Origin of the sequence: Pseudomonas sp. BN415, from assembly GCF_029871195.1 — a bacterium.
GTDB lineage: Bacteria > Pseudomonadota > Gammaproteobacteria > Pseudomonadales > Pseudomonadaceae > Metapseudomonas > Metapseudomonas resinovorans.
Map to the genome: position 1 here is coordinate 76,366 of NZ_SSOK01000010.1, position 25,038 is coordinate 101,403.

Here is a 25,038-nt window from a genome sequence, read left to right on the forward strand (position 1 = left end):
TTTGTTATGGTCCTCTTGTGATACTGAGCTTGGAGAGCTCTTAATAATAACTTCTCGGATTTATCAAATGTTCGGCAGGTTTCATCTGTGAACTATCAGAATGAATTGTTTGCGCCTTGGCTGACGATGGAAGATTCGAGGCGAGCGGCGTACGAGACCTGCCGAGGAATGAATGCCGGGGGAGACCCCGGCATAAATGGCGTTAATTTCAGACGGTTTGCGCTGAAGGAAGGCCGGTGACGTCGATTCGACGATTGTCCTTCTTGTAGGGGGCAGGCGCGACGCGGGCGCGGATGTGCTTCTGACGGGTGCCGGGATGGCCCCAAACCACTACAACCTCCGTACCTGGGGTCGCGTACTCTTGGTCGATAACACACAACGACAGCATTTCGCGGAAGGTGTAGCTGTAGCATCGCGAGCTTGAAACGCCGATTTCGTGTCCATCCACTAGCACCTTGTCCATCCATGTCAAACCCAGCAGGTTTCGGGGCATTTCCATATAGGTGTATGGCTCTGCGTCCTTGCTCAGAAACGAGGCTGAAACGTCGGATACATCTTCGCCATTCCAGACGAGAGTGACCATTGTCCGACGTGGATTGGCCGCTTCTTCTTCTAGAGCGGCGCGACCGATGAATTCGTGGTCGAACTTCACGTTCTTACCCCAGCCGAGCTCGAACGGCGTGCGGGCATAAGTTGTGAAGTCCCTGCTTTGAGCACTACCGGCGACAGCAAGCCACTCCATGAAGTAAGGCATGCTCTGCAGGATCACACCGAGAAAGTCGCGTTGATCGTCACCGAACATTGCCGGTAAATAGTCCACGGTCGGTGTGGGGAAGCAGGCTTCGACGTGATTCACCATCTTGCTGCGTCCGCCAAGACGGCGGATGCCATATCGCTCTCCCACCTTAAGAATCGTGTTGTAGATTTCGACACCGTTGTGGCTCTCGCCGTGAAGTTCGTATCCGAGTTCACCGGCCATGCCTTGGCGGAGCACGTTGAAGGTCATGCCATTGATACTTGACTGGCGGAATCGCATGAAGCCGATGTCGCGCAAGCTTTCGCCCGTGAGCTCCTCCAGGAGAAGCAAGGAGTTGGGGCCTTGGACCTGGAATGCGAAATAGTCTTCGGTAACGACTTCGGCCTTGGCGTTGTAATTACCCTTTGCAAATTGATACATCGCCCAGGCGACTCCGGGCCCACTGGTGTAAATGAAACTTTCTTCGGAGATGCGCATCAGGACGCCATCTCCCATTATCTTGCCGGATACATTACAAAGAACCGCATGTTTGGCTTGACCAATGTCGAATTTTGCAAAGCTGTTTACGGAAATTGAGGAGAAGAAAGACAGAGCGTCCGGCCCAGTAATTTTCAGTTTCATTAGCGGGGACCAGTCGCCGATGAAGCAAGTTTTCTTCCAAGACTCGCACTCATCGATCCAGTTGGTGTATTCCGTGGGCTCAAGCTCGAAGAAGAAGCGTGTGTAAGAGGTGGTGCGAGGGTCGTCCGGTACTTGCGCTACGTGGTATAGAGGCTGCGGATTTGCTTTGCTCATGGTATTTCCTCAACTTTCTTGTATTGAAGTGTCGAACAAAAAGTTCACGGCTATCATCCAGTTACAAGCTTCGAACATAAAAACTGAGATTGCCGCCACGGCGCGTAACACTTGCGTTATTGCAGTTAACTTGGACAGATTTGAATCGATGAGCAGCGTGTTCTTACGGTGTTTGGACACTAAGAGACGGTGATGTAAGCCCTAGTCCCTACGCCGCCAATGTCACTATCGGTATTTTCTAGTGAAGCCGATTCGATGCAGGAAAAGCTCCGGATGTGCATAGGCTCAAGATAAGCGCGTGGGAGTGCTTAATCCCCTATCCTCAGATAGGGAGAATTACTTGGAATGTTTGTCTAGCCTGCATAGGCATGATAAATCGGCCATCCCTGGCTGAAACGCTTATGTACATGCGTTCTAAGTAGCAGTCTCATAAAAGGAAATAAATAAGATGATGAGCTTCGAGAATGAAACTGTCTTGATTACCGGCGCAGCCAGCGGCATGGGGGAGTCTCATGCGCGCGCGTTCCATCGTCTGGGCGCGAATGTTGTCATTGGCGATATCGCAAAGGACAAAGGCCAGGCGCTTGCAGACGAGTTGGGCGAACGTGCGATGTTCGTTACTCTGGATGTAACTGATGAAGAGTCTTGGGATGCTGCCCTGGAGCAGGCTCGCACCTTTGGTCTGGTCTCTGTATTAGTTAATAACGCCGGTATTATTGGCTTTGACCCGCTTGATGGCCGCGAGAAGGCCATTTTTCAACGGACGCTCGATATCAACCTTACGGGCGTATATCTTGGAATCTGCTCTGTTATCGCTGGAATGAAGGAACTGGGTCGCGGCAGTATCATCAATATTGGTTCCACTGCCGCCGTCCAGGGATATCCTTTAGCGTCTGCTTATTGCGCCAGCAAGTGGGGCGTGCGTGGTCTGACTAAGGCGGCGGCGTTGGAGCTCGCTCACGACAATATTCGAGTAAATGCGGTGTTCCCTGGGGCAGTTCACACGCCGATGACTGCGCCACATGATCTCAGTGGAATGCTTTCTATTCAGGCTATCCCGCGGGCGGCACAGCCGGAAGAAATCAGCCGTATGGTGTTGTTTATTGCGCACCAGGATTCGGGCTTTATTACTGGCGGTGAGTATTTGGTAGATGGCGGCACTACGCTTGGGCCGTTACCGAAAAACTGGCGTGAGAACCATCAGTAATCGTCTTGTTGCCTAGTGTCTCTTGTACAGGATGCATTCGGTGTCCTGTACAAGCTCTTGTCGCTACCTCTAGCCGCCAAGGTAGAGGTCGGAGGCCGAACTGCCCGCCAATGAAAAAGCGCCGGTGAGCGCTGCCCGCCGGCGCTTTCTCTTGCTCCTTTCCCCCCCCAATTCCTTCACAGCAAGCGAAGCCACCTTTTTGGCCATGCCTTATGCCCCGGGAAGTCAATTCTCTGCCCGGGGCAACACCTGTCCATGCTAAGTCCGTGGCTTCGTCGCGCGCCTCGTGGAGGTCGTATGCGTTACTACGGTCGCGGCTGGCTCACGGAATCGAAGGCCAGCCTCGAAAGCCCGGCGGCAATGTGCAATTGACGCTGGAATGCATGCAAGCTTCAGGGATGTCTGCGGTGTAGCGTTGTGGGGTGGTTTGGGCGGCAGCGACGATCAGCAGGATGGCGATGGTAGCTGCGAGGCCGATGGAAATTATTTTTGTTCTCATGGCTATGCCTCTGGTTGGAGCAGGACAGCCATAGCGTCGCCATTTGCGTGTCAGAATGGTCCTATCTTTCGATAGCAGTACTGGCCATCTCGGAATGGAGGTGACCTAGTGCGCAGCGACAGCAGGCAAGTAGGACCGGCGAGCATCCCTCAACGACTTTTTCGATTGCTCTTCTTCATTCGGCCCCTGCATTCCACCGGTTTCTTCACCAGGCAGTGCCAGATTCCGGTAGGAAGTCATCGTAGATTTCCTTCATCAACTGCCTGAGCCAGCGATTCGCTTCGTCGTGGTGAAAGCGGGGGTGCCAGTACTGACAAATTGGGAATGGCGCGAGATCCACTGGGGGTTTCAGGCGTCGAACCCAGCCGTACTCATCAAAGATACGGCCGATCTCTCCTGGTACGGTCGCAATCAGCTCAGGATCATTCTTGATCAGCATGGGAATGACCAGGTAGTCACGTCGAGAAATCGTGCGACGCACACACCAAACTGACGCACGGAAGATCGTAAGGTCGGGTGCGGCCGACCTTACGCTAAGCAGCTTCACTGGACCCAAGATTTTACCGCTGCGGCACCATACTCGGCTTTCCAAGCATTCAGCACCTTGTTGTTGCCGCCTTTCGTCTCAACCACTTCATTGGTGTGCGGATTCTTGTAAACCTTAACGGTGCGCTCGCGCCGTTGGCCTTTCTGAGCAGGCAGGGGAGTGCGCGTGCGGCCTGGATCAAGGATGTTGATTACTGCCTTTAGCCCAAAGCCGTAGTCATCCAGAAGCGCTCTGAGTTTGGTTTCAAACTCAATTTCGCGCTTGAGCTCCGTGTCGTTCTTGAGGCTGTCCAGGGCTGCTAGCTGTTCTGCCAGCTGTGCCTCTAGACGCTTAAATTCAGCCAGTTTACTCATTGCGTACTCCGTGATGTCCCGTAAATCAGCACTGCCGTTGACCGTCAACGCGTGCGTGTACTCTAGCGATGGTCGTTGCTCTGTCCCAGAACCTTTCAGTCCTAATTCTCTGCTATGTACCTGACTAGCTTGAGTGATTCGGAGCTGTCGATGATGGAAAACTGGTCTGTCCCGGTCTTAGTGGATAGACCATTAAGCCTGTCCTCTGCATAGTGTTCTTCTCCGCCCCCTCTCGTATTTTTGACGGCGAGGGCATCCGGCCTCGGTGCATACATCCTTCGAAGTTCCTTAGCCCTTTTCGTTGCGAAACTCCCGAATGATCCTCAGAAACTCAGCGAGTGTTGGGGAGTCATCTTCATGACGATAGATGCATCCCAGATCGACTCGGGCATTCTCTGGCAGGCCGCTCAGAGGCCTGTACGTCAGGCCTGGCAGCTTGAGCACCTCAGTCGACTCCGATACAAGACTGGCCCCCAGGCCGCGGGCAGCCAGGGCAACTGCGGTTATGGTGTCACCAACCTCTTGAGCAATCTGTGGTTCGAAGCCTGCCTGGTGGCAGAGGCTAAGCACCTTATCCAGGAAGCTGGGGCGGCTTCCAGTGGGGAAGAGGATCAATGGGTGCTCTGCGAGACTCCGGAAAGGCACTGTGCTTTCTAGAGCAAGTGGGTGGTCCTCATTGACTGCGAGCATGAGCGACTCAGACGAGACGGTCTCGTAGGACAGATCCGGCAGCGGCGAGAGCATACGACTGAATCCGATGCTGATCCGCTTTTGGCGCAAGGCTTCGACCTGCTCATGTTTATTCATGCTGTGCAGAACCAACTTGACGTCTGGATTGCTTTCGCGGAAGCGCTCGAGTAGCCGCGGGATGGTATCGAGGACCCCGGAACCAAAAATTCCTATATCCAAACGCCCCAGCTTGCCTTGGCCGGCGCGTTGGGTGCGTTCGGTCGCTTGCTCGACCAATGCCCGAATATTGCGTGCTTCTTCCAGCAGGAGGTCCCCAGCAGAGGTCAACTCCATGCCTCTAGGGGTGCGGTTGAACAGCTGCACGCCGATTTCTGCTTCGAGTTGCTGGATCTGCCTGGTCAGCGGTGGCTGGGAAATGTGCAGTCGAGCTGCCGCGCGGCCAATGTTCTGCTCCTCGGCCACGGCGATGAAGTAACGGAGATGTCGAAAATCCATGGGCGCTCCCGCTGATGATGGGCCTTTGCGCTATCTCGATACCTTTTAGGTAATGCGCGGCCGTTTTTATAGTATTGGACGGATTGGCGTGCGGCCAATAGTTTTGAGTCAAAGGCTGCAGGAGGACGCTCTGGTAGCCGCTGGATCTACATAGTAAGGACATTGAGCGAAGGTCATTAGTCTGCAGTTAGTGTTGCCAGGCGTCGACAGGGTGAGACTGCACAGTATACGAAATTGGTGCATCAGTTAAGTTGATCGGCGCATTTGATTAATAAGTTTGTTGTGACAGGGTGGAATAGGATTGTAGGCCTACCAGAATTGAAAGGCTTCCTCGTGGAGATTTCTCAAATTCGTTTTCATTGAAATACTAGAAGATTGCCGTGCATGCAGCGTTGGCTGGTTCTGGGTTTGTGTGTCTTTTGGGTCATCCTGCTTTGCTCGTTCGATATTTCTGATTCTCTTAAGTTGTAATAGATGATGTGGTCAATCTGTTCCTGGTTGCCTGGCGGGAGGGTATGACTTTCTTCAGAAATGATGTTGGCGCTTAATTATTTTGCCGGCGTGAAGAAGAGGGCGCTCTGGTTGAAAGTATCGCAATAAAGCTGAAGTGATGGCCTGAAAGGTCATTCAGCTACCCATGATTCAAAATAAAAACAATGAGGGTTGAAATGAAGAGCAATAAAGCAGTTCGGCCATTCAAGGTCGCGGTTCTTGCTGCCGCAATTGGCGCAGTTTTTCCCGGATCGAGTGCTCTGGCAATGGAGATCGATACTGGGGATTCGGACTGGAAAGTGCGTTGGGACAATACGCTGAAATACAGCGTTGCCTACCGCCTGCATAGTCAGGATTCCGAACTGACTGAATCGCCAACCCTAGGCGGTCTTTACCCGGATGTCCAAAGCCAAGGTGATCGTAACTTTGATCGTGGCTTGGTCTCAAATCGTCTGGATGTGCTTTCTGAACTGGATGTCAGTCATAACAATATTGGCGCCCGCGTTAGTGGCGCGGCCTGGTATGACGATATCTACAATAAGAACACCGACAGCGATACCCAGCGTCATTTCCTTGATGACACCGAAGAGCTACACGGTCGAGACGCCGAGCTGCTCGATGCTTTCGTGTACATGCGCTCTGCTGTTGGTGATGGACAGGCCACGGTCCGTCTCGGTCAACACAGTCTCATCTATGGCGAGAGCTTGTTCTTCGGGGGCAATGGCATAGCCAACGCGCAAGGCCCAATCGATGTGGTCAAGCTTCTGAGCGTACCGGGCACCCAGTTCAAGGAAATTCTGCGACCGGTCAATCAAATCTCCGGTCAGTATCAGATCAGTCCCCAACTATCCATCGGCGCCTACTACCAGTTTGAATGGGAGCGTTCGACGATTCCGGGTGCCGGGAGCTACCTGAGTTTCTTCGACCTCTTGGGTCATGGCGCAGGCACTGTTCAGTCGCTGACAGGGCCTACTCGGAATGGTGGCGATATACACGCTAAGGACTCGGGGCAGGGTGGATTCCAGATCCGGTTCAGCCCAGAAGGTTCGGACATCGAGTATGGCTTCTATGCCGCCCAATATCACGACAAGACGCCGAGCAACATCTACGCCAATCTGGCTGCTGTGATCCCGACTCCGGTAGGTCCGGCCCCTTTCTTTGACTCCTATAACCAGGTCTTCGCTGAGAACATCAAGACTGCCGGGGTAAGCGCTTCTACCTCCGTTGGGTCGTTCAACTTCGCAGGTGAAGCTTCTATCCGCTGGGACGCGCCACTGGTTAGTGGGCTGCAGGCAGTGATGCCGGGAGTGACTGCGGATAACGACAAGAATGGCCTGTTCGCACGGGGTAAAACTGCTCACATCAACCTCTCGACCATCTACTCGCTCGATCCGTCCTCTTTGTGGGATGGCGGCACCTTGCTTGCGGAGCTGGCATGGAACCGCACTCTCAGCGTGACGGAGAACCGCGCGGCTCTGGATCCCAACAGTAGTCGGGACGCTACTGCGTTTCGCGTCCTCTTCGAGCCTGCTTACTTCCAGTTCTTTGATGGCCTGGATCTGAGCGTGCCGATGGGCCTGGGCATCGGTCTGGATGGCCAGTCCTCGGCTGTTAGTCAGGCCGGTTTCGGCACTCGCCACGGCGGGGACTGGAGCATCGGCCTTAAAGCCAACTACATGCAGTCCATTGAGTTCGGTGTGAACTACGTGAACTTCTTTGGCAAGAAAGATCCGCTATTCGATGAAAACGCTGTGTTCACCTACGGCCAGAGTCTGGCCGACCGTGACTTTATCTCTGCCTACGTGAAAAAGACCTTCTGAGGCCGATCATGAACAACAACAAGATCCTGAAGATTTCTCTCTTGGCCTGCGCGCTTTTCAGCGCACAGATGACGCTGGCGGCTGTATCAGCGGATGAGGCTGGCAAACTGAAAACGACGCTGACTCCGCTTGGTGCGGAGCGTGCAGGCAATGCCGACAACAGCATCCCAGCATGGGATGGTGGCTACACAAAAGCTCCAGCCGACTACAAGCAAGGCGACAAACGTGCGGACCCCTTTGCCTCCGAAAAACCAGTGCTGAGCATCACGGCCGCGAATGCGGACCAGTATGCGGATCAACTGGCCGAGGGCACCAAAGTCATGCTGAAGAAGTATCCAGACTACCGTCTGGATATCTATCCGAGCCATCGCACCGTTGCGGCCCCGCAATGGGTGTATGACAACACCTTCAGCAATGCAACCCGTGCTCAAGTCGATGAGAAGACCGAGAACGTAACTGGCGCTTTCGGTGGCATTCCTTTCCCCATTCCGAAGAACGGTGCCGAGGTCATGTGGAACCACCGACTGTCTTGGAATGGTGGTGACTCATTCAATAGCTACATCAGCAGTTGGCTTATGACAGCAGGTGGCAAGAAGGTATTGGCCACTACTACCCCTTACTATTTCCAATATCCTTACTATTTCCAGGAAAGCAGTCTGGAAAAATTCGATGGAAACTACTATCAGGGCAAGATCATTACTGAGCGGCCGTCTTCAAAGAACGGCGAAGGCTTGATGATCTTCTACAACACCAATCAAGAAGCACGCGCCAGTTGGCAGTATCTGGTCGGTCAGCGTCGTGTGCGCCGCCTGCCCAACGTGGCCTACGATACGCCAAACTTCGTTGTGTCTGGCGTCAGCTTCTTCGATGAAGCGTTCATGATGTTCGGCCCGTCCAATAAACATGACCTGAAGATTGTCGGCAAGAAAGAGATGTTCGTGCCCTATAACTCCAATAAGTCTCAGTTGGTTTCGAGCGACGAGTTGATGAGCCCGAACTTCCTTAATCCTGATCATGTGCGTTGGGAGAAACACCGCATGTGGGTGGTTGATGCGACGCTTAAGGCTGGCCAGCGCCACGTGGTTCCACGCCGTACTTACTACATTGATGAGGACTCCTGGCAAATCGTCTTGGTCGACGGCTATGACGCGCAGGGCAAACTCATTCGCCAGCAATGGTCTCTTCCGTATCTGGCCTCGGATCTGCCCGCATTGACCACTCAGTTTGCTTGGGGGCTCTACAACATCGAAACCGGCGCCTACGTTTATGGCATGTCGTCCAACGACTCCAAGTTCCATTACAAACGCACGGATCGACTCCCGCCATCCGCTTTCACTCCGGATGCAATGGCTAGCGAAAGCTCTCGTTGATTCTCGCTAATGGGGCCGGGGCGACATACGTCGCTCCAGGCCTGCTTATGAATGTTTTCTGCTGTTGGAGTGAATATGGCTAACCGGATTCTCTCGTCCATGCAGTTCAGGCTGAGGATTCTCATGGTCGCCACAGTAGTGATGCAGGCCGCCATGCAGACCATGCCTGTTGTCGCTGCTGAACCCCTACGTGTGCTCAATGAAGCGTCAACCATCAGTGCCAAAGCACAGAGATCGGTTCTGCTTTCAATTACTCATGCTGGTGATCGATTGGTAGCGGTAGGTGAGCGCGGAATCATCCTGCTTTCTGACGACGCCGGGCAGAACTGGCGACAAGCTTCATCGCCGGTGAGCGTAACCTTGACCGCAGTCCAATTTGTCAACGCAGATCAAGGGTGGGCCGTTGGGCATCTTGGCGTTGTGTTGCACAGTGCTGACGGCGGGGAAACCTGGACCCGGCAGCTGGACGGCATTCGTGCTGCCAAGTTGATGATGGAACAGGCCAAGCAGAGTGGTAACAGCCAGGCAATCAAGAATGCTGAGTGGCTGGTCGCTGACGGCCCCGACAAACCTTTCTTGGACCTGGCGTTCATCGACCAATCCACCGGCTTTATCACCGGCGCCTATGGGTTGATCTTCATGACCCGTGATGGTGGGAAGACCTGGCTGCCATGGGCGCAGCACCTCTCCAACGACTCAAGCCTGCATCTGAATGGTATTACCGCCAACGGCAAGAACATCTTCATCGTCGGAGAACGCGGGCTTTTGCTGCGCTCTTTGGACGGAGGGGAAACATTCGAGACGATGGCATCTCCCTATGAGGGGAGTTTCTTCGGAGCTCTGTCAACCGGCGCCGGCGATGTCCTGATCTACGGACTGCGTGGCAACGCCTACCTATCCCGTAGCAACGGGGAAAGTTGGCAGAAGGTGAGTATTAAAACTGACGCAGCTATCTCCTCGGCCGCGCAGAGGCGCGACGGCAGCTTGCTGCTTGCCAGCCAAGCGGGCGAGGTGTTTACCAATAGGGCAGGGGGCACCAGTTTTGAAACGCTGCCGTGGCGCGGCGCAGGTTCTGTTTCTGACATTACCGAAACGCCGGCAGGCGAACTGTCAGCCGTGGGATTGCATGGTTTGGAGCGGGCCCCGCTCGACCAAGGGGCCGCCGCCGAGTGAGGCGGCATCGTCTCCGCCATTCACGGTCATTCACTTCGTCAGATTAGGGGCATCCCGTGACCATTGATATCGCTGCACAAAATAAAGACATAGTGGCGTCCCTTGAGGACTTTGACACCAAGTCAGGCGGCCTCGTTGAGCGAGCCATTTTCAACCATCGACTGCTGGTGATCCTGCTGTGCGCGCTGGCAACTGCTCTCTTGGCGTACCAGGCATTGGGTATCCGGCTGAATGCCAGCTTCGAAAAGGCCATTCCGACCAACCATCCCTATGTGGTCAATTTCCTGGAGAATCGCAAGGACCTGAGCGGGATTGGCAACTCTATTCGAGTGGCGATTTCCACAAAGAAAGACAGCATCTTCGACAAGACCTATCTCGATACGTTGGCCAAGATCAACGACGAGATCTATCTGCTGCCGGGCGTCGAGAAGCCCTACATGAAGTCGCTGTGGACGCCCAGCACTCGCTGGCTGGCCGTGACCGAAGACGGGCTTGACGGCGACACTGTCATTCCTGCGACTTACGATGGTTCGCCCGAGAGTCTGGAACAGATCCGTCAGAACGTAGCTCGCTCGGGTGAAATCGGTCAGTTGGTGGCTGGCAACTTCAAGTCCAGCGTAATCTATGTGCCGCTCTTGGATATCAATCCGGAAACCGGAAAGCCCCTTGATTACGGCCAGTTCTCTCGGCAGCTAGAGGAGATCCGCGCAAAATATCAGACCGACGATATCCAGATTCACATCACCGGCTTCACCAAGATTCTTGGTGACCTGATCGAAGGTCTTACGCAGGTGATGATGTTTTTCGTTGTCGCTGTGGCCATCACCATCGTTATCCTCTACTGGTACACCCGCTGCGTTCGCAGCACGCTGATTGTCGTATCGTGCTCACTGATTGCGGTGCTGTGGCAGTTGGGGCTACTCACCATCCTGGGCTACGAACTGGACCCATACTCGATTCTGGTGCCGTTCCTGGTGTTCTCCATTGGCATGAGCCATGGCGCGCAGAAGATGAATGGCATCATGCAGGATATTGGCCGCGGCCTTCACCGCATCATCGCGGCGCGCTATACCTTCCGCCGGTTGTTTGCCGCGGGTCTTACCGCATTGCTTTGTGATGCCGTTGGGTTCGCAGTGCTCATCGTCATCCAGATTCAGGTAATCCAGGATCTGGCCATTACTGCAAGCATCGGTGTCGCGGTCCTTATTTTCACCAACCTCATCCTGCTGCCGGTACTGCTCAGCTACATCGGAGTGAGCAAGAAGGCTGCCGCACGCAGCCTGGCGGCCGAGAGCGAGGAACTGACTTCGAAGAGCAAGCATCCGGTCTGGGCTTTCCTGGATCTGTTCACTCGCCGGTCCTGGGCTACTCCAGTGTGCATACTGGGTTTCTGCCTGGCGGTATTCGGCTTCGTCGTCAGTCTCAATCTGAAAGTGGGGGACTTGGATCCAGGCGCACCTGAGCTTCGATCCGATTCACGCTACAACCGTGATGCGGCGTTCATGACGCAAAATTATGCTGCCAGCACCGACATCTTTGTGGTGATGATCAAGACGGGCGAGGACCAATGCACTCATTACTCGACACTGTCCGCTGTCGATGCGCTGGCCTGGAAACTGGAACAGCTCCCGGGCGTTGAGTCCACCAACTCCATGGCATCATTCAGCAAGATTGCCACCTCCGGCTACAACGAAGGCAGCTACAAATGGTACGAACTGATTCCCAATGACAGCGCTTTGGGGACAGTTCAGGGGCGCGCATCTCGTGAGCTCTTCAACCAGGACTGCTCGCTGTTGTCGTTGTACGTCTACCTGACCGACCACAAGGCAGACACCTTGACTCAGGTCGTAGATGCCACGGAATCCTTCATCGCTGAAAACGATCTCGGCAATGCGAAGTTCATGCTGGCGGCTGGGAGCGCGGGTATCGAGGCCGCAACCAATATCGTCGTGAAAAAGGCGATGCGAGAAATGCTTTTCTGGGTCTATGGGGCAGTGATCATTCTTTGCTGGGTGACCTTCCGCTCTTGGCGTGCGGTACTAACCGCAGTGCTGCCTCTGGTACTCACCTCGATTCTATGTGAGGCGCTTATGGTTGGCCTTGGCATGGGGGTAAAGGTTGCAACGCTTCCAGTGATCGCACTGGGCGTAGGAATCGGCATCGACTATGCCCTGTATGTACTGAGCGTAACCCTGACAAGGCTGCGTGCTGGGGACTCGCTTTCACTGGCCTATTACCGATCCCTGCTGTTCACCGGGAAGGTGGTGATGCTCACAGGTGTCACACTCGCGGCTGCAGTGGCAACTTGGGTCTTCTCGCCCATCAAGTTCCAGGCAGACATGGGCATATTGCTGGCTTTCATGTTCGTGGTGAACATGCTTGGAGCCTTGATTCTGCTGCCGGCCTTAGCTCATTTCCTGCTCCCCAGGAAGCTCTTCGACAAAGCGCCTGACGAGGTCAGCAGGGCAAGGAGCTAACCGTTTCCCGCCGCGCGAGTGAGGTGGATGGACGCGCGCTGCGGGCTTTTCAAACCGCGTCATCCTCTCGTTCTGACGACACGTCGCCCACAATAAAAAACAAGAAAGGCCCGCCTGACATGGATCGCACCAATACTCTGCCCCCTCCAAAAAGGGGTGGTATCCACCCTATGCGGATTTGCATTGCTGTTCTTCTGATTCTCATCGTGCCTGCCATTGCATGCGCGCAGGCGAATACGCAGGCCCTGTACCAAAAGGTCCGTTCGTCGTCACTGCTAATCGCCACCCATGCCCTGATCTACTACGGGGCCGAAAATCGTATGAGCGATCCGCGTAGCCTTGATGCCTATCAGAAGAACTACCAGGCCCTACAACAATTGGTGGAGGCGTTGGGTTATCCGCAATCGCTGCAGGGCCCCGTCGCGGAGATGAGCGCGCTCCTTCCCCAACTGGAAGCTGGAGCCACGGATCATTCGGTCAGCTATCCAGACCTTCTCATAGGCCTGATGGATGCAGATGCCGAGATGAAGAAAGCTGTTGCCAGTGCTTATGCAGACTCGAGCCCCGAGCTCTCCCAAGCTCGCTTGATGTTGCGGGAATTGAGCGAGCGCATTGGGGATTTGTTGATCGCTAACCAGGCGCGCATCACGCGAGTTGTCGGTGAGTACTCGGTGGCCTATGAGGCTCAAGATGCCGAGGCCAAAGACCAGCGAATCAATGAGCTGTTCGAGGCGCTCAAAGTGCAGCTGCCCGAGCATGCCGAGGTTCTGGCTGACCAGCATCGTGTGTTCCGTTTCGCCCGTGGTCACCTGCTCGGTAACAACTACAAGGCGGTGTCCGGGAGCGCGGCGTTTTACCTGGGATCGGTCATTGCAAAGCTCGATGAGTTGGCCGGACAAACCGCTCCTTGAGTTGCCATAGCACCGGCATTTCTCCCGGCTAATGGACGCTGAAGTCCGTCAGAAAGACGCGGCTTTTCAGCCGATCCCTAGAAGCAAAATACCGCTGCCTTGCCGTATCAACAGGTCAGCCGGCTGCCGATTGGCGTACAACAATCACGGCAACAGGAGACGTCAATTGAATAGCGTGTTTTACCCTGCCATCAACCTGATGAACCGCATGAGCTTCGGCATGAAGTTCAGTCTGATCAGTGTGCTGTTCTTCCTGCCCATGCTGGTCACCAACTATCTCCTGGTGCGCGAGTCCTATGACGCTTTCGTCGATACGCGTACCGAGCTGCAGAGCCTGGCGCTGCTCAAGCAGGGCCAGCAGCTGCGCCAACAGCTGGAGCGTCTCAGCGATCTCTACGAGATCAATGCTGTGCTCGCCGAGTCAGATCACGCGCCGACGATCATCGCCTTGATCACTCCTTTGGAGAAGGGCATCGCCGAGACCTTGGGCGCGCTCGAACCGCCTAGCAGCGATGCTCAGGCAACCGAGGAGTTCAACGACCAGCGCGAGGTAATCAAGACCACTCTGGACGCGGTAGCAGCAGAATCGTCCCTGCGGAGCAAGGCCAGCTTGGTGACCAAGGCGCTGGATAATTCCGAGTTGTTCATCAAGCTCATTGCCAGTGAGTCCGGACTCAGTCAGGACGGTGATCTGAGCGTACGCCAGATCAGCGAGCTATTAACCAGCACAAGCCAGCCGGTAACGCGTGGCATCAGCAAGGGCCGTGCCCTCGGCTCCTACTCCCTGGGCCAGGGCATCCTCGGCGCTTCCGACATCACCAAGCTCGACGATCTGCTACTGGAACTGGAAAAGCTGCATGCTGAATATGGTTTCAAGCTGCAGGGCGTACTTGAGGGCAATGTCCAGGCTAAAAGCGCCTTGGGCGGAGTTGCCGAAGCCAGCCACCGTAGCTTGACCGACATCGCCAAGGTGCTTGAGGGACAGTTGCTTACGGCCGACAGCCTGAATACTCCCTGGATGGGCTTCTACGACGAGACCAGCGCTGCCATCGACAAGACCTATGCGCTGAACGTTGGCGTGCTTGGTTTCCTCGAGCAGGAGCTGAGCCACCGCCTGGAGCAGAAGCGCCTGCAGATGATCGTACTCGTAGTTGCCCTGGTGGTGCTGTTCCTGTCCATCGTTTACCTCTACGGCGGCTTTTACGTTTCCACTCTCGCCACGCTCAAGGGGTTTGCTGTGACTCTCGGCCAGGTCGCTGGCGGCGACATGACGGTGCAGGTTAACGTGCAAAGCAGCGACGAGCTGGGCGAGCTGGGCGCGGTGTTCAATAGCACCGTGGCGAAGATCCGCGACCTGATCGAGTTGGTCGGCCAGACCGTCATTGAGGTAGAGCGCCAGGCCGACCGCGTCGAACTGGTGTCCGGTGAGAGCAGCCAGGCAGTGAGTGCCCAACGCGGGCAGATCGAGCAGGTGGCCACGGCAATGAACGAGATGTCCACCACCGCTCAGGAGGTGGCGCGCAGCGCCGCCGCGGCAGTGGGTAGCGCGCAGAGCGTCAACGAGGAGACCGTGAGCGGCCGTGCCATGGTCAGGTCGCAGGTCGACAGTATCCAGCGTCTGGCCAGTGAGATCGACCAGTCGGTGAGCGTGATTAACCAACTGGCCGCCGACAGTGCCTCGATCAGCCAGGTGTTGGACGTGATCAAGGAGATCGCTGGGCAGACCAATCTGCTGGCGCTCAACGCTGCCATCGAGGCAGCGCGGGCCGGCGAGCAGGGCCGCGGTTTCGCCGTCGTGGCCGATGAAGTGCGTAACCTGGCTAAGCGCACCCATCAGTCCACCGAGGAGATTGAGCAGATGATCGCCCGTCTGCAGAGTGGCGTGGGCGCTACCGTGATCGCCATGAACGGCAGCCATCAAAGGGTCGAAAGCACGGTCAGCCAGTCGAGTCAGGTGCAGCAAGCGCTGGATAACATACTCGGCGCGGTTGGCATGATCGTTGATCAGAACCAGCAGATCGCCGCCGCCGCGGAGCAGCAGACCGCTGTGGCTCACGATATCGACATGAACATCGTCGAGATCAACCAGGCCGGCGAGCTTACTGCCGAAGGTGCCGTGCAGACTGAGCAGGCCAGCCGCCATCTGTCTGGCCAGGTGGCGCGGCTGAAGGAGCTTATTAGCGCTTTTCGTGTCTGATCTGTTGGGCGGGCATCGCTTTTTGTAGCCCGGATGTCACCGAACCATTGACTGTGCCTATGGGTTAGCCCGGTGACTTTTCGGCAGCCGGTCTCGATCAATGCCTCGTGCGTTGCCTCGCGCAGCCCGGCTAGAGCGAGGCAGATGGCTGAGCATCAACCAGCGGAGCGTTCTTCAGGCTGCCAGGCCTATGGAGGCTCCGCGCAAGCTCGTGCTAATCCGACGATAGTCTGCTCAATGCCCCTAATGACAGCGACAGCCGGCTGATTCATCCAAAGCCTGAGGGGCTCCCGGGCTTCTGCATTTCACAGGCGCCTCTCTCCCGAATTGGCCGGCAAATGCCTGCGCGTTATCCACCGATTCGACAGCGTGACCAACTGAGCCGTGTTCTTGGTCAAGTCTTGGATTTAATTCGGAAACTTGCTGCATAACTATTGCTGGATGACTCTCAGAATTAATAGCTAATTGCTCTAATTTCCGTATGAGGATGCGTAGATCTCGATACCTTTCGGGTATGAGGTGGCGGAGAATAAGGTATTGGAGATATCGAGTCGCGCTGGATATCGTACTTCTAAGCGGCCCATAGATTGGTGCTGAGTTATAGAAAATACCACACAAATGTACGGCCCGTAGGATTCGCGGCTTTCATTAGTTATTGGCAAAAATAAGAGAAATTTTATGGCTAAGCATACAAAAACATTTGGTCCCAGCCCAGTAATCCCTGTCGATGAGCGGTCTGTTACCAGCCATATGGTGCATTTCGTATCCTATGCCTCCAATCCTATTCTTGCGGGCTTGCAGCCGCTTGAGTACACCGGATGGAGAGATGAGTCTCTTTCTTGGCATGACTCTAGTTACATTCACGCAAATCTCAATCCCTCCCCGACCTACCGCTTCTGGGGGGCGGACTCTATTGAATTTCTCAAGAAATATTGCGGGAATTCATTTGAAAAATTCCCAGTTGGATTCGCTAAGCACGGCATTATGCTGGACGAGCAAGGGCGGATCATGGTCGATGGCTTGCTGGTTCGCCGCGAAGAGGATTTCATCACTTACTGGATGAATCCTTGGTTGCAATATTGCGTAGAAAATAGCGAGCTGGATGTCCAGGGTGAAGATGTTACCGGCAAGGTATTTATGTTCCAGCTGGGCGGCCCGACCTGCTTGCAGGTTTTGGACGCCGCTAGCGGTGAGAACTTGCACGACATCAAATTCATTCACCATCGAATGAGTAAGATTGCAGGTCGAGATGTAATGATCCTGCGCGTCGGTATGGCTGGCTCCCTGGCTTATGAGGTTCATGGGAATGTAGAGGATGCCATTCCTGTTTACGAGCAGATTCTCAAAGCTGGCGTAAAGTACGGTTTGAAGCGATTGGGTACCCCTGCCTACAACATGACCCATTGGGAGAATGGGTTTCCACAAGCCTATCTCGATTTCCCCCTTCCTTGGTTTGAGCACAAAGAGTTTGCTGCATGGCTCCGTGAGCGCGAAATTGGGTTCCTTTGTGACCCCGAAATTGTTAAAGATTCTTTGTCTGGTAGCGTAGGTCAAGATTTCGCAGCTCGTTACCGAAACCCAATTGAGTTGGGTTGGGGTAAGACCATTAATATGGATCACGAGTTTGTTGGGAAGAAGGCAGTTGAAGAGCTTAAGGCAAAGTCGTCGCGTCAGATGGTAACTCTGGAGTGGAACAAAGAGGATATTCTCGATATCCATCGCTCGCAATTGGGAGATCCAGTACCTTATAAGGATATTTCTAGCCCTGAAGATCTGGCTTTTGGAGGTATATATCCAGCTGATTGGGTTTTGAATGATAAGGGAGAGCAAGTAGGTGTCAGTAGCGGTCGTATGGTGTCCTGGTTCTATCGGGAAATGATATCGCTCTGCTCGATTGATGAAGCGTACCTAAACGAAGGTACGGATGTCTGGGTCCTTTGGGGGGAGCCAGGTACCCGGCAGAAGAAAGTGCGTGCTAAGGTAGCGCGATACCCGTACTTCAATGAATGTCGGAATCAGAAGGTAGATACCAGCCTGATCCCCGTTGGTACGATGGATTGATAAAAATAATCTAGTTCTAGGTCAGGTCTATTCCTAGGGCCAGAATGTTTTTGTATGAAATCCATGACGGTGGCATTTATGCCACCGTTTTTCCAGCCGTGGATTGTATGTCATTCCAGTTATTTCTGTTCGCTTAGTGGAAGTTGTGGGGGGAGTTCTTCATGAATCCGATACCCTATGAAATTTGTGTGCCTCAGGTAGTGATAAATGACTTGAAGCAACGGCTAATTGGCACTAGATGGGTAGATGCGATTAAAGAATCGCAATGGTTGTACGGTGCTGATATTGATGTTGTTAGAGAGTATATAAGTTACTGGCGTGACGATTTTGATTGGCGTAAGCAGGAAGCCATTCTGAATGGTTGGAATCACTATACGTCAGAGGTTGATGGCGTTGAAGTGCACTTCATACACCACAAAAGCCAATTTCCTAATGCTGTTCCTTTGCTGCTGCTGCATGGTTGGCCGAGTAGTTTTGTACAGCTGCTCCAGCTGGCACAGGAAATCATTAATACAAATAGCGAAAGCCTCTCTTTCGATATTGTGATCCCATCGTTGCCAGGGTATGGCTTCTCAGGAAAGCCGGCAGTAAGTGGATATGGAACCAGGCGCGCAGCTCGTGCTTTGAATCTGTTGATGACTAGCGTTCTTGGTTATCAACGATATGGGGTCCGCGGGGGGGACATAGGGAAGCTGATTACAGACTGGTTGTGCAGTGATTATGCAGAGAGAGTAATAGGCGCGCATCTGGCAGAAATCATCATGCCGGGACCGTGTGAAGTGCCAGCTAATGCGTCGGAAGCAGAGGCGGAATATATCAAGAAAAATAACTTGGTATGGCAAGAAGAGATGTCCTACTGCCTCCAGCATATGACAAAGCCTCAAACTCTTGCTTATGGGCTTAATGACTCGCCAGTGGGTTTGCTGGCATGGATTCTAGAGAAATTTCAACGTTGGGCCGGAGTGGATGGGGATTTGTCTAGGCGATTTACCAAAGATGAGCTCCTGACCAATATCACTCTCTACTGGGTTACGCAGACGATAGCTTCATCTGTTCGAATTTATTATGAGTTCTGTAGGGAAGACTATTCCAACCAGGATTGTAGAGCTGTCCCAGTCGCTTTCTATCATGGCTCCAAAGATATGTTCCCGCATGCGCCACGAGAGTGGGCTGACCGGTTTTATAACGTTGTCAGTTATTCCGTATGCGAATCTGGTGGACATTTCCTGGAGTGGGAGGAGCCAGTCTTGGTGGCTGAGGATTTGCGTGAATTCTTCTCCGGTTTGCGGAGTTCAGATTTTTCTTTTGGCTCTTGAATATAGTTGCAGCTATGTGTGGGTAGGATGGCTGTGGTTCTGATAAAACATAAAATTTAGGTGATTACATGGCTTATAAATCTCAAGAATCCACTTTTATATTGAATGTTAGTTGCAAGGCCGGGACAGGAATTTTGGCGGCAATTTCAACATTCCTTGCAGACAGAGGTTGCTATATTTGTGCGGTCGAACAGTTTGATGATGAAACAACTGAAAAGTTTTTCATGCGCGCCGTGTTTAGGATGGAAAACCAAGATATTTCCATTGGCCAGATGCGTGAAGAGTTTGTTGAGGTTTCTGAGAAATATGGCATGACATGGCGGTTCTATGATGCCGTTGAGCCTGTTAAAACGGTAATCATGGTTTCGAAGTTTGATCACTGCCTGAATGATTTGCTCTATCGCTACAAAAAAGGTGAGCTCAACTTGGAGATTGTTGCCGTCATCTCCAATCATCAAGATCTGCGAGGTATGGTTGAACGCGAAGGCATTCGCTTTGTTCATCTGCCTGTTGATAAGGATAATAAACCTGCTCAAGAAGCTCGCTTGCTCGACATCGTGAGCGAAACTGATGCTGAGTTGGTAATTCTTGCACGTTACATGCAAATTCTTTCCGACAATCTAAGTCGCGAGCTGTCAGGTAAGTGTATTAATATTCACCACTCGTTCCTGCCTGGATTCAAAGGCGCCCGGCCATACCATCAGGCTTTCGAGCGCGGTGTTAAGCTAATTGGCGCAACTGCTCATTATGTGACTTCCGATCTGGACGAGGGGCCAATTATCGAGCAAGTAGTGGCTCGAGTTGATCATAACTATAAGCCTGAGCAACTGGCACGTGTGGGTCGAGAGAACGAGTGTTATGCATTGGCCTCGGCGGTCAAGTGGCATATCGAGCGCCGTGTTTTCTTGGACGACAATAAAACTGTTATTTTCCTTGGTAGTTGAGTTTCGGGGCGCAAATGAAAGTAATTGATGGCAAGCTGTTTGCCGATAAGTTATGCGCTTCACTCCAGGTTGAGATTGCGGCGCTAAAAGCATCGACTGGGCTCTATCCAAGCATTGCAGTTGTATTGGTAGGAGATGATCCTGCGAGCCATGTTTATGTACGTAATAAAGTGAGGCGCTGTGAAGAGGTTGGCATCCGCTCTCTAGAATACCGATTGCCTGTTGCTACTGGACAGGCTGAGCTATTGGAGTTGATTGATAGCCTCAATAAGGACAGAGACGTTCATGGTGTTCTGGTTCAGTTACCACTTCCTCGTCAAATTGATGAAGAAGCGGTGATTGCAGCGATCGATCCAGCCAAGGATGTCGATGGCTTTCATATTGAGAACGTAGGTGCACTCTCTGTCGGCAAGGAGGGGATGATACCATGCACTCCTCTTGGGTCTTTGATGCTACTTGAGGACACCCTTGGGCCGCTGGATGGTTTGCGTGCAGTAATTGTAGGGCGTTCTAATATCGTCGGAAAACCGATGGCTAGCCTGCTACTGAAAAAAAATTGCACAGTTACCATCGCTCATTCAAAGACCAAAAACTTGCCAGAGGTTTGCCGTCAGGCGGATATTTTAGTTGCTGCCGTTGGTCGCCCGAAGTTGATCAAGGCCAACTGGGTTAAACCGGGAGCTACGGTCATTGATGTCGGTATAAATCGCATCGAAGAGGGTGGTAAAAGCTTGTTGTGCGGTGATGTCGACTATAATGAAGTGGCAGAAGTTGCGGGTGCGCTTACTCCGGTTCCTGGTGGGGTTGGTCCGATGACAATTGCTTGCCTTATGTATAACACTCTCACCGCAGCAAAGAGACTTGCCAAACCTCTTGGTGATTGATTTATATAATGACGGGTGAATTGCATACCGTTTATTTAAGTCTTGGATCTAACGTTCTGCCAAGGGAGTCTCTCTCTGCAGGATTGGACCGTCTTGAGGAGATTTTTAATATTCTCGATAGTTCATCAGTCTATTTTAGCGAGGCTGTAGGATTCGACGGTCCTCCTTTTTTGAATATGGTAGTCAAGGTCTTGACGGAGTTATCTCTCGCTCAAGTTGTTTCTATTCTCCGTGCTATAGAAAGTGACTTTGGTCGTGCTGATAATGATATTGTTAAGCGCTCTCGGCGCCTTGATATTGATATTTTGCTATTTGATGGTATGTGCGGATTATTCGGTCGTGTGCAATTGCCTCGTCCGGAGATGGTCGAGAACGCTTATGTGTTGGCTCCTATGGCGGAGCTGAGTCCTAATTTGGTGCATAAAAACTCAGAAAAGACGTATGAGGATTTATGGCTGCTTTATGGGCATGACTTGCCATTAATACGGAAAGTGAATTTTGAGTGGAATGGTAAGAGAATATCCTGTGATAAATCTTTCCTGTAAGCACATTGCTGCTCGCCTTTTTTGACTTGGCGGGATGTCAGTGTTGTTGTCTCGGTCATTCCAGTTCACCACGAGTAAGCATCGTCCGGCGCGATGCCCGATTTGCCTAGCGCTGGTAGCCAATGGCTTTAGCAAGTGGTGAAAGGGGCGCTGCGAAGAACTGCAAACGGCCGATTCTGTTGAAAAACTCCCTTCGAGATTTCTGCCCACAAAAGTGCATTGCTTACGCTGAAATCTGAGCCATTTTCCGGGGCAGAACTGCCTTGGATTTCACGTAGCAACGCGCAAATCAGCCGCTTTTGGGGCTATGGACAGACGACTCTGGCCAACACCGACTTTTTCAACAGAATCGGCCATTAGCTGCCGGTCACCGTGTGCGGCCGGAATCAGGGTGTCCAGTACGGTAGTTGAGACTTCCCCAGCTGATCGATAACGATGGCAAGGCTTTGCTTGGCGCGAGTGCCCCCACCGAAGAAACACGACTGATCACCAGGGCTGCCTGCGAGGGACTGAAGCTGGTCTTTCGGGTCGGCTTCGCCTTCAGCAAGGCCGAAGTACTGCTCTTGGATCTACGCCAGCCTGGCGAGTTCACCGGTGACCTATTTGCGGCCGCCCAACCGGAGCGGGCCAGCAAGGCCATGGCGGTGATGGATGAGATCAATGCGCGGTGGGGGACGAGGACAGTTCGGCCGGACGGCGTGATCGTGACGATTCGTAGCTCTCCTTCAGGGACAGATCGACCAGATGTGCGCCTTTCAGGTTGAATAAGAACGCCATCGATACTAGGAACTCCGGCATTGCCTAACCATTCCAGCAGATCAATCGCGGCCCTGATGATGCCTGTCCCGGTGCTGAACCCAGGGCGGCTCAGGCCTCCTTCGCTTCCGACCGGCGAGGTAGTGCTCCTGCCGCTACTGAAGCGGTTGCAGGAAGCGGGACAAGGCGCTTGCAGGTTGAGTCTGCTAAGTGCTCCGCTGGGTTATGGCAAGAGCATCCTCATGGCGCAGTATGCCGCCGGCCTGAAGGGGCCCTGGGCCTGGTTGCGCTGCGCCACGGCCGACAACCAGCCGCACGTGTTCCTGGCTCATCTGGCGGCGGCACTGGGGATATCGCCCGAGCCGTCGGCTGCTTCCGAGGAAGCGCTTTGGGGCGTGATCGTCAATAACCTGGAGCAACGCACGGAACGCTTCACACTATTCCTCGACGATCTCCATCACCTGCGGGCGCGTGGCACCTGTGGCTATCTGAACGAATTGCTGGAATTCGGCCCTTCGACTCTGCATCTGGTGGGCGCGAGCCAGGGTCTGCCGGCGCTGGCTATCAGTCAGTTGCGCCGCGATCAGCGCTTGCAGTTGCTGGGGGCGGCTGATCTGTCTCTAGATAGCGCTCAGATCGAGGCGCTGGCCCAAGCGCGTGGGTTAAGCCTGGGTGCCGACGCCATCTACTGGCTACGGGCTAGCAGCGAGGGTTGGATCAGTGCCGTACTGCTGGGGCTGGCAGCTTATGCAGAGGAGCCCGGGTTCAGTCCGGAGCGCATAAAGGCGCGGATGACGACGCATGTCGCAAGCTTCCTGGAGGAGTCGTTGTTGGCTGATCTGCCGGTGGAACTGGTGCGATTCATTGAGTGCACATCGGTAGTGGGCTCGTTCGATGAGCGGCTGGCCGCTCAGCTCAGCGACAATGCCCGGGCCGACGAGGCCATCCGCCGACTGCAGCGTCGGGACCTGTTGACCTCGCAGCGTCCGGACGAACGCCCGACCTACCGTTACCACCCGGCAGTGCGCGGCACCGGTTACCTGCGATTGCAGGGCCGCCCCCCGGAAGTGCTGCAGACGCTGCACCGGAAGGCGGCCGACTGGCTGCTGGACAACAGGCGCTATGCGGAGGCTGTTCAGCAACTGGGGCGGGCACGTGAGTACAACCGCCTCCTGGCGGTAGTCGAGCAACACAGCTTTGACTTGCTGCGCCAGGGTCGGATCGGCTCCATCGTTGATTTCCTGGCTGTCCTGCCCGAGCAGGACAGCGATCACTTGACCCTGGCGATTACCGAAGCCAGCACGGTTATCGCCACGAACGACATCGCCCGCGCACGCAACTGCCTGCTGCGTCTGCAACGTCTGCTGCGCAGCGAGACGGCGCCCCTTCACCGCCCCGAGCGCTCTTACCAGACGGTGGCCTTTCTGCGCAGTCGGCTTGCGGTGCTTGGCGGGAATTTCAACCACGGCCTGCGACTGGTGACCGAGGCACTGCAGCAGTATCCGCAGCAGAATGCGGCAAGCGCGGTACTGCAGTTCAATCAGGCCAGCTGCCTGTTCGCCCTGGGTCGATCGGAAGAGGCGCATCGCTGCGCCACGGCGGCTCTGGAGGAGCTGACCACGCTGGGTTTCCGTGGCTACACCAACAGCCTGCACCTGCTGCTTGTGCAGATCGAGCTGAGCCGTGGCCAACTGGCTGAGGCGGAGCAGCGCTTCCTGGGGCTGGCCCAGGAGCTTCCAGTCAGCGTCCCGCAGAATTTCTACGACCTCTACCTGCATCTGGGCCAGGGACTGGTGCTGCTGCAACGCAACCAGTTCGAGGCGGCGGCACAGCGCCTGGCGCAGGCAGAAGCCCTTGCACTCGATGTGGTGCACTGCGCGGCGCTTCCCTGGGTCCTGCACCACCAGGCCTGTCTGGCGGAAGCCCGGGGAGATGTAGAACAGGCGCGCCGCCGCTGGGATGAAGCGCGGCGCTTGGCTCGCCACTACCAACTGTTCGGCCTGTATCGACTGGCTGGGGCTGGACGCGTACAGCTGGCGGTCGGTGAGCACGACGAAGAGTTCATTCTCGCCTGGCTGGAAGAGTGGCACTGGTGCCGTCGCCACTATGCCGAGGTGATGCCGGAAGAGCATCTGGCCTACGCTTGGGTCCAGCGGCACCTGGGGCAGCATGAGGTGGCGGCGCGTATTGCCGACGAATCGCTGCGCCATGCCTTGGTGGAGGGCAACCTGCTGCTGCAGCTTCAATGGCATCTGCTGGAGGCCACTCTGCACTTGGACCTGAAACGTCGGACCGAGATGGAAGCGAGCCTTGAACAGGCACTGCAACTGGCGGTGCGCTACGGTTTTGGCCAATTGCTTCACCGGGAAGGTCGCGGTCTGCGGGAGGAGCTGCGCCAGCTGTTCAATCCGCAGCACCGTCGCCAGACCGGGCTAGAACCGCTGCCGCCTCGCGAGCAACTGACGACCTGGCTGCCGGGATTGCTGGCGGGGGAGGGCGTGCATGAGATGCTGGTCGAGCCCCTGACCCGTCGTGAGCAGGACGTGCTGCGGCGTATGGCCCGTGGACAGGGTAACCAGCAGATCGCGGAGGGGTTGTTCATTGGCCTGAGTACGGTGAAGACCCACATCAACAAACTCTTTCGCAAGCTGGATGCCACCGACCGCGAGACGGCCCTGCAGGCGGCGCGGCGCCTGAAGTTTCTGGATCACTGAGTGGGGCGTACTCCACCTGGGCTCCACCGTCTCCA

General features: G+C 54.5%; 17 protein-coding genes and 1 pseudogene. 14 read left to right on the top strand and 4 right to left on the bottom strand.

Annotated elements, in window-relative coordinates; all coding sequences use genetic code 11:
• Nucleotides 1-208: 208 nt before the first annotated feature.
• Nucleotides 209-1,552, bottom strand: coding sequence for an aminomethyl transferase family protein (locus tag E8F20_RS02340; protein WP_280282252.1), 1,344 nt, complete (start codon nt 1,550-1,552; stop codon nt 209-211).
• Between the two features lie 448 nt (nt 1,553-2,000).
• On the opposite strand from E8F20_RS02340, the gene E8F20_RS02345 reads away from it, so the two are divergent.
• Nucleotides 2,001-2,759, top strand: a complete 759-nt coding sequence (locus E8F20_RS02345; protein ID WP_280282253.1) for an SDR family NAD(P)-dependent oxidoreductase — start codon at nt 2,001-2,003, stop codon at nt 2,757-2,759.
• 704 nt (nt 2,760-3,463) lie between these two features.
• On the opposite strand, the gene E8F20_RS02350 is transcribed toward E8F20_RS02345, so the two are convergent.
• The 3 genes from E8F20_RS02350 to E8F20_RS02360 all read right to left on the bottom strand — a co-directional run bounded on the left by E8F20_RS02350 (nt 3,464) and on the right by E8F20_RS02360 (nt 5,343).
• Entirely contained in the window at nt 3,464-3,697 is a 234-nt protein-coding gene (locus E8F20_RS02350; RefSeq protein ID WP_280282254.1) for a hypothetical protein, read from the bottom strand.
• A gap of 104 nt (nt 3,698-3,801) precedes the next feature.
• Nucleotides 3,802-4,158: a histone-like nucleoid-structuring protein, MvaT/MvaU family gene (locus E8F20_RS02355; protein WP_280282255.1), complete on the bottom strand. Its 357-nt coding sequence runs from the start codon at nt 4,156-4,158 to the stop codon at nt 3,802-3,804.
• Between the two features lie 288 nt (nt 4,159-4,446).
• Entirely contained in the window at nt 4,447-5,343 is an 897-nt protein-coding gene (locus E8F20_RS02360; RefSeq protein WP_280282256.1) for a LysR substrate-binding domain-containing protein, read from the bottom strand.
• Nucleotides 5,344-6,011: 668 nt separating this feature from the next.
• On the opposite strand from E8F20_RS02360, the gene E8F20_RS02365 reads away from it, so the two are divergent.
• From E8F20_RS02365 to E8F20_RS02425, 13 genes and pseudogenes are all read left to right on the top strand, one after another.
• Nucleotides 6,012-7,655 (top strand): DUF1302 domain-containing protein, encoded by a 1,644-nt coding sequence (locus E8F20_RS02365; protein ID WP_348529605.1) that lies wholly within the window; start codon nt 6,012-6,014, stop codon nt 7,653-7,655.
• Nucleotides 7,656-7,663: 8 nt separating this feature from the next.
• Nucleotides 7,664-9,025: a DUF1329 domain-containing protein gene (locus tag E8F20_RS02370; RefSeq protein ID WP_280282257.1), complete on the top strand. Its 1,362-nt coding sequence runs from the start codon at nt 7,664-7,666 to the stop codon at nt 9,023-9,025.
• Between the two features lie 99 nt (nt 9,026-9,124).
• Nucleotides 9,125-10,198, top strand: coding sequence for a YCF48-related protein (locus E8F20_RS02375; protein WP_280282258.1), 1,074 nt, complete (start codon nt 9,125-9,127; stop codon nt 10,196-10,198).
• Between the two features lie 56 nt (nt 10,199-10,254).
• Nucleotides 10,255-12,675: an MMPL family transporter gene (locus E8F20_RS02380; protein WP_280282259.1), complete on the top strand. Its 2,421-nt coding sequence runs from the start codon at nt 10,255-10,257 to the stop codon at nt 12,673-12,675.
• A 119-nt stretch (nt 12,676-12,794) separates the two neighbouring features.
• Nucleotides 12,795-13,586, top strand: a complete 792-nt coding sequence (locus E8F20_RS02385; protein WP_280282260.1) for a hypothetical protein — start codon at nt 12,795-12,797, stop codon at nt 13,584-13,586.
• 166 nt (nt 13,587-13,752) lie between these two features.
• Nucleotides 13,753-15,783, top strand: a complete 2,031-nt coding sequence (locus E8F20_RS02390; RefSeq protein WP_280282261.1) for a methyl-accepting chemotaxis protein — start codon at nt 13,753-13,755, stop codon at nt 15,781-15,783.
• Between the two features lie 678 nt (nt 15,784-16,461).
• Nucleotides 16,462-17,844 (top strand): hypothetical protein, encoded by a 1,383-nt coding sequence (locus E8F20_RS02395; RefSeq protein WP_280282262.1) that lies wholly within the window; start codon nt 16,462-16,464, stop codon nt 17,842-17,844.
• A 161-nt stretch (nt 17,845-18,005) separates the two neighbouring features.
• A complete protein-coding gene (locus E8F20_RS02400) occupies nt 18,006-19,160 on the top strand; it encodes an epoxide hydrolase (protein ID WP_280282263.1) in 1,155 nt (384 codons plus the stop codon).
• 68 nt (nt 19,161-19,228) lie between these two features.
• Nucleotides 19,229-20,104 (top strand): formyltetrahydrofolate deformylase, encoded by an 876-nt coding sequence (gene purU / locus E8F20_RS02405; protein ID WP_280282264.1) that lies wholly within the window; start codon nt 19,229-19,231, stop codon nt 20,102-20,104.
• A gap of 14 nt (nt 20,105-20,118) precedes the next feature.
• Nucleotides 20,119-20,988: a bifunctional methylenetetrahydrofolate dehydrogenase/methenyltetrahydrofolate cyclohydrolase FolD gene (folD, locus tag E8F20_RS02410; RefSeq protein WP_280282266.1), complete on the top strand. Its 870-nt coding sequence runs from the start codon at nt 20,119-20,121 to the stop codon at nt 20,986-20,988.
• 8 nt (nt 20,989-20,996) lie between these two features.
• Nucleotides 20,997-21,533: a 2-amino-4-hydroxy-6-hydroxymethyldihydropteridine diphosphokinase gene (gene folK / locus E8F20_RS02415; RefSeq protein ID WP_280282267.1), complete on the top strand. Its 537-nt coding sequence runs from the start codon at nt 20,997-20,999 to the stop codon at nt 21,531-21,533.
• A 464-nt stretch (nt 21,534-21,997) separates the two neighbouring features.
• Nucleotides 21,998-22,222: pseudogene (locus E8F20_RS02420) on the top strand (DNA polymerase V subunit UmuC); the annotation flags it as partial.
• A 264-nt stretch (nt 22,223-22,486) separates the two neighbouring features.
• Nucleotides 22,487-25,003, top strand: coding sequence for a LuxR C-terminal-related transcriptional regulator (locus E8F20_RS02425; RefSeq protein ID WP_280282268.1), 2,517 nt, complete (start codon nt 22,487-22,489; stop codon nt 25,001-25,003).
• Nucleotides 25,004-25,038 lie beyond the last annotated feature (35 nt).